13 protein-coding genes and 1 pseudogene are annotated in these 10991 nt (G+C 35.5%); all 14 read right to left on the bottom strand.

From position 1 onward, the window contains the following. Window positions 1-268: SMI1/KNR4 family protein (locus tag AB5123_RS12790; RefSeq protein WP_368364908.1), on the bottom strand; the 268-nt coding region annotated here is incomplete at its 3' end. A 43-nt stretch (window positions 269-311) separates the two neighbouring features. Beyond that, window positions 312-797 (bottom strand): annotated as a pseudogene (locus AB5123_RS12785) (polymorphic toxin-type HINT domain-containing protein); the annotation flags it as partial. Between the two features lie 130 nt (window positions 798-927). Continuing rightward, the gene (locus AB5123_RS12780; protein WP_038671820.1) at window positions 928-1359 is read right to left on the bottom strand and encodes a hypothetical protein; all 432 of its coding nucleotides are present in this window, start codon (window positions 1357-1359) and stop codon (window positions 928-930) included. A 76-nt stretch (window positions 1360-1435) separates the two neighbouring features. Continuing rightward, a complete protein-coding gene (locus AB5123_RS12775; RefSeq protein WP_117864192.1) occupies window positions 1436-1870 on the bottom strand; it encodes a hypothetical protein in 435 nt (144 codons plus the stop codon). 23 nt (window positions 1871-1893) lie between these two features. Next, window positions 1894-2652 carry a DNA/RNA non-specific endonuclease gene (locus tag AB5123_RS12770; RefSeq protein WP_117864194.1) on the bottom strand — a complete coding sequence of 253 codons (759 nt, stop codon included), beginning with the start codon at window positions 2650-2652 and terminating at the stop codon, window positions 1894-1896. A gap of 89 nt (window positions 2653-2741) precedes the next feature. Next, window positions 2742-2984 (bottom strand): hypothetical protein, encoded by a 243-nt coding sequence (locus AB5123_RS12765; RefSeq protein ID WP_117864196.1) that lies wholly within the window; start codon window positions 2982-2984, stop codon window positions 2742-2744. Window positions 2985-2990: 6 nt separating this feature from the next. Further along, complete coding sequence (locus AB5123_RS12760; RefSeq protein ID WP_195246805.1) at window positions 2991-3773, bottom strand: polymorphic toxin-type HINT domain-containing protein; 783 nt, start codon at window positions 3771-3773, stop codon at window positions 2991-2993. Between the two features lie 15 nt (window positions 3774-3788). After that, window positions 3789-4061: a hypothetical protein gene (locus AB5123_RS12755; protein ID WP_117864200.1), complete on the bottom strand. Its 273-nt coding sequence runs from the start codon at window positions 4059-4061 to the stop codon at window positions 3789-3791. 19 nt (window positions 4062-4080) lie between these two features. Beyond that, complete coding sequence (locus tag AB5123_RS12750) at window positions 4081-4674, bottom strand: polymorphic toxin-type HINT domain-containing protein (RefSeq protein WP_278308541.1); 594 nt, start codon at window positions 4672-4674, stop codon at window positions 4081-4083. Between the two features lie 98 nt (window positions 4675-4772). Beyond that, entirely contained in the window at window positions 4773-5294 is a 522-nt protein-coding gene (locus AB5123_RS12745; RefSeq protein ID WP_181981613.1) for an immunity 42 family protein, read from the bottom strand. A gap of 1 nt (window position 5295) precedes the next feature. Continuing rightward, window positions 5296-6246 carry a polymorphic toxin-type HINT domain-containing protein gene (locus tag AB5123_RS12740; protein ID WP_368364907.1) on the bottom strand — a complete coding sequence of 317 codons (951 nt, stop codon included), beginning with the start codon at window positions 6244-6246 and terminating at the stop codon, window positions 5296-5298. Between the two features lie 100 nt (window positions 6247-6346). Next, a complete protein-coding gene (locus AB5123_RS12735) occupies window positions 6347-6556 on the bottom strand; it encodes a hypothetical protein (protein ID WP_117864217.1) in 210 nt (69 codons plus the stop codon). Window positions 6557-7318: 762 nt separating this feature from the next. Further along, the gene (gene mobP3 / locus AB5123_RS12730) at window positions 7319-9751 is read right to left on the bottom strand and encodes a MobP3 family relaxase (RefSeq protein ID WP_368364909.1); all 2433 of its coding nucleotides are present in this window, start codon (window positions 9749-9751) and stop codon (window positions 7319-7321) included. A 29-nt stretch (window positions 9752-9780) separates the two neighbouring features. Next, on the bottom strand, window positions 9781-10689 hold the full coding sequence (locus tag AB5123_RS12725) for a tyrosine-type recombinase/integrase (RefSeq protein WP_368364906.1): 909 nt from the start codon (window positions 10687-10689) through the stop codon (window positions 9781-9783). Between the last annotated feature and the right edge of the window lie 302 nt (window positions 10690-10991).

Below are 10991 nucleotides of genomic sequence, written 5' to 3'. Positions count from 1 at the left end.
TAAAACGAGCAAATCCGGATTCCGTAACTATTTCTTTTATTGACATTGAATTTACTGATGAAACAAAATTAAGCGTATCTTCAATTGACCATATAACGAGATACGAATTTTCGCCTATAGAACCCTCAGCCCCGTTATGAGATAGCAAAAACTTTTTATACTGTTCCGGAAATTTAATTTTTAATTTATCTTCAGTTTTATTTATTTCTAATGGATTGCTTGGTTCATTCAATTCCATATCCGTCATATATTTTTCCGCTATATTCATTCTTCTTTCCTCATTTCATTTGATTTTTTGCTTGAGCTTGTATTCACTTCCAAAACTTGGTGTATTTTGCATGTTCAGACTGCGTAAGCGCAATTTTATTAGAATAGTTCGTTGGGCTACCACTAAATTTAACAGGATGTACTTCATGAATTTGTTTTCCTTTTAATTCAGGATTTTGTCTATGAATCTGAGCATTTTCACTATTAGCAGATTTTCTTGCTTTTGTATATTCTTCTCCTTCAAGAAGTTTAAGTTTTCCATCTGGCTTTGGTCCACCTTTTGGATAACCTTCCCAATCTGTAATCTCAATCTCACCATTCTTGCGTACGATGCACTCCGCATTATGTACCCAAACCGCACACTCACCAACAAAGTAAGTATGATAATCCTCAACCTGAAAATTATACACGGAAACAGATTCAGCAGTTTCTTCAATGAAGAATTTCACAATTACTAAGTCTTCACCATTCACACTGATAAGCTTATCACCAACAAGAAGACTTCCTGCATTGATAAAGCCTCTACCTTGAACGTATAAGTGTTGAGTATAGACTGAATGCTTCCTGCAGCTTGCCGTTTAAAAAGGCTATTTGTGAGTTGGATATAACTTCAGCTAATTGCTCATTGACTTCAACCATAATTTTATCTTTTAAAATTTATCAATGACTTATATTTTTTTTGCATTCATTAAACCATTCTTCGACTAACTCAATTACATCCTTATCATAAACATCAGTTACATTTTCATAATTGTAATTTGAGTCAAATGACTTAGAGTTAACATTGTATACTAATTTGAATTCGTGTGGACACTTTGCATCATAGGTATCACAAAGCTCAACAATGCTTTCTATATCTTCTATTCCACAATGAAAGAATTCCTTAATTTGAGCATCTGAACACCAATCATTGGTTGTGAACAACTTGCCATCTTTCTCAAAAAATGCGTCAATATACTCTTCGTTATCATTTTGTAATATGTATACATATATAACGTCTGCACTCTTTTCAGAATTCTTAAGTAATTCAAGGCAAAGCGAAATAACATTAGCTTGTGCATCAACAAATGCGTCTTCAAATCCTTTTAACATGGTTAACCTCCTATTTTTTAATGGGGATTAATAAATTTGCCATCTATTTTGTATGAAACATCAAATGCTAACAGTCTCAATTACAAGAGATTTCGGACTCACATTCTTTCTGCCATTCTTTATAAATATCTACTAAGTCAACATCATTCTCCATTGCAATATCATCATAGTTGTATTTCGCATCAAAAGACTTAGTCTTAACATTGTAACTTAATTTAAACTCATATGGGCATTTACCATCGTAAGTATCACATACTTCAACAATATTGTCAACATCTTCCACACCGCAGTCAAAAAAATCATTGATTTGATCGTCATCGAACCAATCGTTTAAAAGGTAGATTTTCTTATCTTTAGCAAAAAATGCGTTAAAAAAAATCTGCGTATCACTTTGATAAATATAAATATATATCATATCAGCTTCTTTCTTGTTATTTTCTAATAACTCTAAAGCTAGCGATATCGTTCTTGCCTGCGCATCTGTAAAAGCATCTTCAAATCCTTGTAACATATCAATTCTCCTTTAAATTATTTCTATTGTTTAAATATTCGTCTAAACAGTTCACCGTCAATTTTGTAGGATACGTTAAAAGAAGAAGGACGAGATGAACCGTTTTTATATGATAACTTAATATCTACATCAGTAACGTTTTGTCCATTTTTTAATGCATTTGACCACTCCCTTTCCATACTGCGATAATTATCTGTATTTTTTACAGCTCTATTTAAATCACTTCTCTGCGAAACCAGGTTATCCAAATCCGGAGAACCACCAAATTGGTCTGCAAACAAATGGCCTGCGTCATCACCAGGTAATTTACCGGCTGTGTTTGAATTATGGTTCAATCTTCCGTCATGGGTTTTGAATTTCAATTCGTCCGCATGAGCAGAACTTATATTACCATTTGCATCGGTTTTGTATGTGTAGCCGTTTTCTCCAGCTTTATACTCTTGATTTGGTTTTAATGTGCCATCTTCATTCATGTGTGGGGGACAATTTTTATTATGCACCCAAGCACAACACTCACCAACAAAGTAAGTATGATGATCTTCAACTTGGAAGTTATAAACATCAACGGGTACATCTGTTTCCTCTATGTAGTGCTTCTCAACAAACAAATCTTCGCCATTTACGCTTATAAGTTTATCACCAACGAGAAGATTTCCTGCATTGATAAAGCCCCTGCCTTGAACATAAAACGGGTGATTATCAGTTGTGATAATTTCTTCACCATTTGTTATAAGGTGAACAAGCTTAATTCTTATAAAAAGAGGAATGACGGAACATTTCAAAAGAATATTTAGGACTAAATGCTTCCTCGTCTATTTTTACAATACCATTCTCAAAATCCATAAAATAGCTTCTTATCATCAACGTAGTTTCATTCAATTGATTTTTTTATTTCAGCCAAGAAATTCCACCATTTATATGGATCGGGAAATTCTTTTATATAAAGATTTCCGAGATATCTAGGATTGCACATTGCTTTTATTTTTTTTATAGATAATTCTGATAAGTCACCATTTTTATCGTATTCATCGAGAATTTTAGCAATCCTATTAGCATCCTGCATATGATCATTGTTCTTAAGATAATTATAAAGAATAGTTAGTTTTTCTTTCATACTAATTCACCTATCAATTGCACCTGTATATTTTCCACCATCAGTAACTACTTGCCATCCGCCGCCTGTTCTTGATATGCCATCATCAGCAATAAGTGCCCATTCAGGTTGTGCAGCTACTTTTCCCTCAAGTAAAATTTGTGATCGAGTAAGTTGCATTTGGCTCTCAACAAGTGCAGTATTATTAGGCGGTAATGCAAGATTATTAATTCTTTCTGCCAGTGTAGCTCCAGCAGAACCTCTTGTAACAAAAATTCCTGATGCATCACCAGCAGATGCCTCAGTTATCGTAAAAACTTCTCCAAGGTTTCCTTCACGACTATATATTGGTCCATCAAAAGAATCAATCATATCTTGCACAGCAGTATCATCCAGGCCACGATCAGATAATATTATTCGCATCTCTGACTCAGAAAGTTCTGTGTATTTATCCGGTTCAATTAGATTATAATCAGAGCTTGCATTATGCACCCAAACCGCACAATCACCAACAAAATAAGTATGATAATCTTCAACCTGAAAATTATACACGTCAACAGGCTCGTCAAATTCTTCAACCCGATGTTTCTCAACAAACAAGTCCTCGCCATTTACGCTTATAAGTTTATCGCCAACGAGAAGACTTCCTGCATTGATAAAACCCCTGCCTTGTACATAAAACGGGTGATTATCAGTTGTTACAATTTCTTCACCATTAATTGTGAGGTGAACAAGCTTTTCTACCTGACGGACATACGTTTCAAGAACCGTTTTCGGTGCGGTTTCAAGCGTATTCGTATTTGCATACAACTTTTATATTACACATTAATTTAATTTAAATTGTTTCATTTCAAAAATTAATCTATTATCATAGTCTGTTGGGTTATCACTAAATGCCTCTTCTGCCAAATCTATCAATTCGGATGAAATATGTATCTCATTTTCCAGTAGATTTTCAAGAAAATTTTCAAGTGCCACTCGTTTTTCTCCATACATAGCTAATTCCGCTGCATCTAAAAGAAATTCTTTAACTGTATCAACATTTTTGAATTCACTCGATATTTTTTTCATAAATTTATCATATGCTTCTTTTTTCATCACTAATTCTCCTAACACTTTATCGATTAATAGGAAATCCCGTAACTATTCCTTCACCGCCAGGTTCAACAATAACTCTAACATCTAATCCATGATTTCTACCTTCAACAATAAACCTAACTGGTCGTCCATTTCTTGTGGTTAATGGAGCATTTGCATCAGGACCTCCTATTGTAACAGGAGCGTTACGTCCTCCACCAGGTCCTGTTGATTGTCTCCATGTTGAATTTGGACTATTGGCTACATCTTCAACGGCTTTTATAGCGTAATCGTCTGTCCAAGTGTCAGGAAAAGCACTATTGCCAAATCCCCTATTGGGGCCATGCCCAGGATCATTAGGCCCTTCACCCTCTAATATATGATCTCTTCTTGAAGTACTCACTTTACATTCCGAATTATGCACCCAAACCGCAGATTCACCAACAAAATAAGTATGATAATCTTCAACATGAAAGTTATAAACGTCAACAGGCTCGTCAAGTTCTTCAACCCGATGTTTCTCAACAAACAAATCTTCGCCATTTACGCTGATAAGTTTATCACCGATAAGAAGGTTTCCAGCATTGATAAAGCCTCTGCCTTGAACGTAGAACGGGTGATTTTCGGTTGTGATAATTTATTTACCGTTAATTGTCAGATGTACAATCTTGTATACTTGTCGGGCATATAGTGCAAGATTCGCTGATTATTAAATGTACCAATATTCAAATCTTAATTCCACTTTATCTCTTCAAGTTGAGCAATAACATTATTAACATAATCTTTTTCGAGGATTATTTCAGTTACTTTTGAATTACATAAAACATCTCTTTTCTCTTCAAAATCATACTCTGCTTTTGTACCAAGTATTCTAATTTTCCTTTCTTTTCCTACAGCAAAAACAAGATAATTATCATCAACTAATTCATTTGTAGAAAGCAAATATCTAAAATCATTATCCCTGTTTTCTTCATCACTTTTCTCATCATCAAACTCTGGATATACAAGATCATACAAAATCAAAATTGCATCTTTTGAATCCATGTCAAATATTTTTTCATCAACTGGAATTCCAGATAAAGCTACTTTGACATCTCTAACACCTACAGGTATTACTGCATTTTCAATTTCATCAGGAAATAATTTTCCATCAATACATAGTGCAAAAAAACCATTATTATCTGTTAAAGATGGATTCCATTTTTTTACTCTATCAAATAAAACTGCAAATTTATAAGGATCGCCAATTAACATATTATCTTCCTTTCCATTTAACACCATACTCTTTTGTAAATGTTTTTTTAATATCTTTGGGTATCTTTGTTATATTCAAAGAATTTTTTCCTTGATTTTCTGAACCACACCAGTGCCATTCTGTTTCCTCTGCATTTGAGAAAAATCTGTGAATCGTATCTGTTTCTTTTTCATATGCATATCTATGACCAGTTTTTTCAGTTGAAGCAATCGAATCCTCAAATAATTCAAATGAATTTCTTGGCTCAATACCAGCATCTGAACAATTACCATCTTGACCAGGCGTATGTTTTGAATTTGATTTATATGTTAAAGGTTCGCCATCTGCTGTTTTGTGTTTTTCCGATTTTCTTGGTTCAGGAACAGGACAAGCTTTGTTATTATTATGCACCCAAACCGCAGATTCACCAACAAAGTAAGTATGATAATCTTCAACCTGAAAATTATAAACGTCAACAGGCTCGTCAAATTCTTCAACCCGATGTTTCTCAACAAACAAATCTTCGCCATTTACGCTGATAAGTTTATCACCAACAAGAAGACTTCCTGCATTGATAAAACCCCTGCCTTGAACGTAGAACGGGTGATTATCAGTTGTTACAATTTCTTCACCATTAATTGTGAGATGAACAAGCTTGTCCACTTTGCGCACATAAGTCTCAAGAACAGTTTTAGATGCGGTTTCAAGCGTGTCGGGGTTCGTTGAAATAACAACATCTCCAGCTTTAAGCCTCTCAATTGCAACAAGACCTGCTGTTGTAAGCACCATCGTTCCTGCAATAAAGCAAGCCATATTCTGTGATGCTGCACCCCTGAAGGATGAAAGCATACTCACGCCCATCTGGAAACCATTGTAAATATCGCTCTGATGCAGCTTATTGTTCAATGCCGTTAACGGATTATCGGGATCTATCATTCCCAACCCCATCGACAGCATATCAAATCCGTCCATGCCATTAGAGATCGTTCCGCTGACTTTTGCTGTTGTCTGGATAGCGTTTCCGAGTTTTGAACCACAGGTTTAAAATACCAACGATAAGTAATTGAATATACTATTTCAATTTCTTGATATACTCATCTATTCCTAAAACAAGTACCTCCTGCAACATTTCCAAATAACTCTTGTTATAACCACTTTTTGCAATCATAATATCAAAGACCTGTCTTAACTTTCCATCAATCATAACCGTTACACCGGTTACTTTCTCTCCAGTAGTTGTATTTTCAAATTCTTCCGCCACTATACGCATTTTATTATCCATTACACACACTCCATTTAATGCTATTTTATAATCTTTACATTAGTAGCAGCTTCCTCTATCCATTCAGACCACGGTGCTGGCAATTCATAACTTCGTCCAGGTGTAGATGTATCAGTTAACTTTGGCGCTGTTCCACCTTGAACTCTTCTATATACTACGACTGAATATAACCACAGTAATCATAATAATTTCTTTGTTCTATATTATACAACTGAGAAGCTTCTTCCGGTGTCATAGCGTTTCACTCCTCTTATCATAATTAAGTCAAACAAGAAAAACATTTATTTCACATAATAAGATGCCTTTTTGACTATATTTACACTTTTTTATTATACTTCGCCTTGAAATATTTGTCAAGTAAATTTTAGAATTCATTAATAATTTACATTTTGTCAACTATATTATCATATTTGACTGATTATACGACTTTTATTTAAAATTAACTAATCATTAAGTTCAAACGCCATGCAAGAGCAGAGTAAAATATTCTTAAAAACTGTCCACTGTGTTTGTCAAGCAAAAAGTGCATAAATGGGCTCGAAAAAGTGCATAGCCCGGTCAGCACAAGATTAACGTGTGGGGGCTCGGTTTGCGCATAGAAGGAGCGCCCCTGTTGTGTATTTTTGGAGCCCTTTTTCTGCATTTCTATTTTACCATAAACAATTGTGAACTCCGTTTTCCAGCATATTAAAGTCTTTTTTAATATCAAATACATATTTGCAACCACCTGTTACAGTATATTCTATAAATGTTTGGCAGTAATTATGATTGCTCATAACTCTGAGACTGCTCGTCCTTAATTCCAAACGACTGTTTCTTTTGCCTTATCATTCTCCTCAGTCTGCTGTCGACTGTATGTCTGACCGACTTATACTTCTGTGTATAGTCATCTTCAATACACTTGCAGAGATTAGCGAACAGAGCGAAGATCGTATTTGCAAGTATAGTGTTTTCAAACTGTGCCATATTGTCAAGCATATTCTGAGCATACTCATTTCCGTCATTTGCGGACTTTGTGAGCCACTCCACAGCCTTTTCCTTATCTTTTTCAAGTTCCTCTGCACCGAAAAGATAAAGCCTGCCGAGCTGATAAGTTGACCACATATTTTCAGTGGATTTTTCAAAATATTCGATGGCTTTAGGAATATCAATCTCAGTTCCAAGACCGTTTTTATACATAGCGCCCAATTTGTAATATAAGTTATCATCAGCCTGATCCTTGCTTTCGAGTTCAAGAAATCCTGACAATGCCGCTTTGTAATATCTCTGTGCGGTTTCTTTATTTTCTGCAACATATTCGCCCTTGCTGTACATCTGAGCGACAGCATAAGAAGCATAAGGCTGACCCTGTTCAGATGATTTGCGATACCACCAAAACGCCTGAGACAAGTCTTTTTCCACACCGTTGCCGTAGTAATATAAATTGGCGAGACTGTATTGTGCGAATTTGTTGCCTTCATGAGCTGATTTCAAGAACCATTCAAATGATTGAGCGTAATCCTGTTCTGTTCCCAACCCATAGCAATGCATTTTGCCTATGCGATACCAAACGTAAGAACGCATATTCACGGGTTTCATAATCTGCCCATCAAATTTCGGCTCATAAGGAAACATAAAATCAGAATCCGGCTCGATCTCCATAAAACCCTGAAATGCTTCTTCGTAGAATGAAAAAGACTTTTTTTCATCTTTTTCGCCGAGTTTATCAGTAGAATAGAGTTTGCCCAGATCTTGAATAGCAAGAACATTGCCTGACCTTGATTCGTTAAGCAAAAGCTGCTCCGCTTTCTGAAAATCTTCAAGCTTTGATTGCTTGTTGTAAATAATCTTACAAGCTTCTTTGTATGCTGTACTCCATTTGAGGTAGTATTTGCTTTGAGGTTCGTCATCAATATCAACTGTTACCGCACTTTCATTACTACAAGTGAACTCTTCGGCTGTCAGCTCCTCGTTATCTGAAAATATCACATTATCATTTTCTAACTGTTTCGACTCGTCTATCTGCGGAGGAATATCTGTTATGTCATCATCAGTTTTTTCTGTCAGTTCGGGTTCTTCAATTTCTACATCAATGACAGGATAATTCATGTCAAGCACAGTTCTGATTATCATATTCCGCACAGGCTGAAAAACTTTGTTATCAACCAATGGCGGCAGTTCTTTTTCTTTTTGCGTATAGGTCTTGTATTTCAAGCTCTCCAAACTGCACCATTTTTCATAAAGCTGACGGATATTATCGTCATTTGCAAGTTCCGAAAAAATGCTGTTGACTGTTTCTTTGACCTCCTGAGGAAGATATCCATATACTTTTTTGCCTTTAACATTCTGTAACTGAGAATATAGTTTGCGGATAAGATTTTCAAGCTGCGGATTTTCAAAATCGCTTTGCTGAATTTTTCTGACAACACTTTCAAACTCCGTTTTTGATACAGCTTTCAATTCGTCACGGCTTAATGTCTGCTCCTGATATATGGACTGCAAATCGTCCTTAAATATATCGTTTGCAAAAGCTGAACGAATCTTATTAATTCCCTCGTTTGTTAAGAATCCTTCCTTTGTATTTTCGGAATAAACAAGCAGATGAATATGCGGATGATGAGTAGTGTCATGAAATGCGGCGTACCATTTTAAATTGCATAATGAAATTTTCTGATTTTTTGCAATATCTGAAATGTGACGCATAACAAGCTGCCGCCACGCTTCCGAATTATCGTAACCAAGTCTAATTGCATCTTCACGACGAAGTGAAATTACGTGGGACCAGACATTGCCTTTGTGATTTGCTATTTCGTTAGCTACCCTGTCAAGAATTATCGGTTCATCTTTTTCATTGAAAAGACCATGAGAACCTCTTTTCTGAACCCCCGGACGCATAGCCATGTAACCGACAAAATTCTGACGATTACCGATGACGTCAGCGTTACGCTCAATGATCGTACTGATTAGTTCCGAAGCGTTTTCTACAGTAGGGTTCGCAGTGTAGTCCTCATACTCAAGGTATCTTTTAGCTTCGGGAAAATCTGAAAGCAGATCACGAAGCAATTCTTGTTGGTTTTTAGTAGCGTTATCTTTTCTGTCAATAGTGTTTTGATCCCGAACCTCAACTGTTTCACGGGTTGCGATATACTTTGTGTAATTTCTGCGCTTGTTTTTACTTTTCTGTGTACCGCTTTTCAGATAGCGGCTTGTTACGATTATTTGCGATAAAGCTATAGTATCTCCTCCTAACCAATATTCAGTTTGTTTCTTGGATGCTTTGTTTTAAGTATCTCTTTTTGTTTTGCAGACGTAACATGTGTATAAATCTGAGTTGTAGTTATTGAACTATGTCCCAACATTCGCTGTATGTATCGGATATCAACATCTTCTTCGAGAAGAAGAGTAGCAAAAGAATGTCGGAACATATGGGGCGTTATATGCATATCTACTCCGCACTGTTTGCAATAGAAATTTATCATATTGCGAACAGACTGTTCGGTCATTCTTCTGCCTAGCTTGTTGACGAAAAAATATCCCGAATCTGGAATCTCTTTTTCAAATAACGAATGATATTTTCTAAGAATACTGAGTACCGCAAAATTTTCAATAGGTATAATACGTTCTTTTGAGCCTTTACCATAGAATTTAACCGAGTTTCCTAACAGATCAACATTATCTGAACGCAAAGTACAAATCTCCGCCACTCTAGCTCCTGTAGCGAAAAGCAATTCTAGAATTGCTGTATTACGAACTGCACTGCGAATCTGATAATCGCTTTTAGCAAACACAATCTGCTGATACGAAAAAGATATTAGTTTAGCTATAACTCCAAGGGGAATGGTTTTCGGCAGCAGCAAAGGCTCTTTTATCGTTGTTTCCAGTTTGTCAAACGGATTAAAGTCGATAAGATCCTGCAAAAGCAGAAAGTGAATAAACGCTTTAAGCGTTGCAAGCTTACGCTGGGCTGTTTTAGGCTTGTACTTTTTGTTGAGATATTCTATGTAGTCCCACAAGGCCTGCTTTGAAAGCTCGTTCGAGAAAACTCCGTACTGCGACAAGTCGATTTTATACGCTCGGATCGTTTTCTCACTGAGCTTTTTGTGATAACGGCAATAATTTATAAATTCGTCAATGTGCAATTTGTATTCAAACATAATGGAAAACTCCTTTATTTTTGTATAAGTAGATTTGGCATTTTCGTCAAATTAAACAAATTAGCCAAGAACTATTCTTTTTATTGATTTTAAATTACATCTATTATATCAGAGTTTTTAACATTTGACAAATTACAACAATTTGTGGAAATTCACGAATTTTGTCAGATTAAATTGACATTTTAGGAATTTGGTGATATATTTATGGTGAAAAAGTTTAATAAGTGATAACTTCAAATTATCGTGTGTTAATTTTCTCTTTATGATGATTCACATAAAATAGGAAGGTGGTTGGCAATGAG

It is taken from the genome of Ruminococcus sp. RTP21204st1_B2_RTP21204_210225 (assembly GCF_040914135.1).
Taxonomy (GTDB): domain Bacteria; phylum Bacillota; class Clostridia; order Oscillospirales; family Ruminococcaceae; genus Hominimerdicola; species Hominimerdicola aceti.
This window is presented reverse-complemented; position numbering and strand designations above follow the sequence as displayed.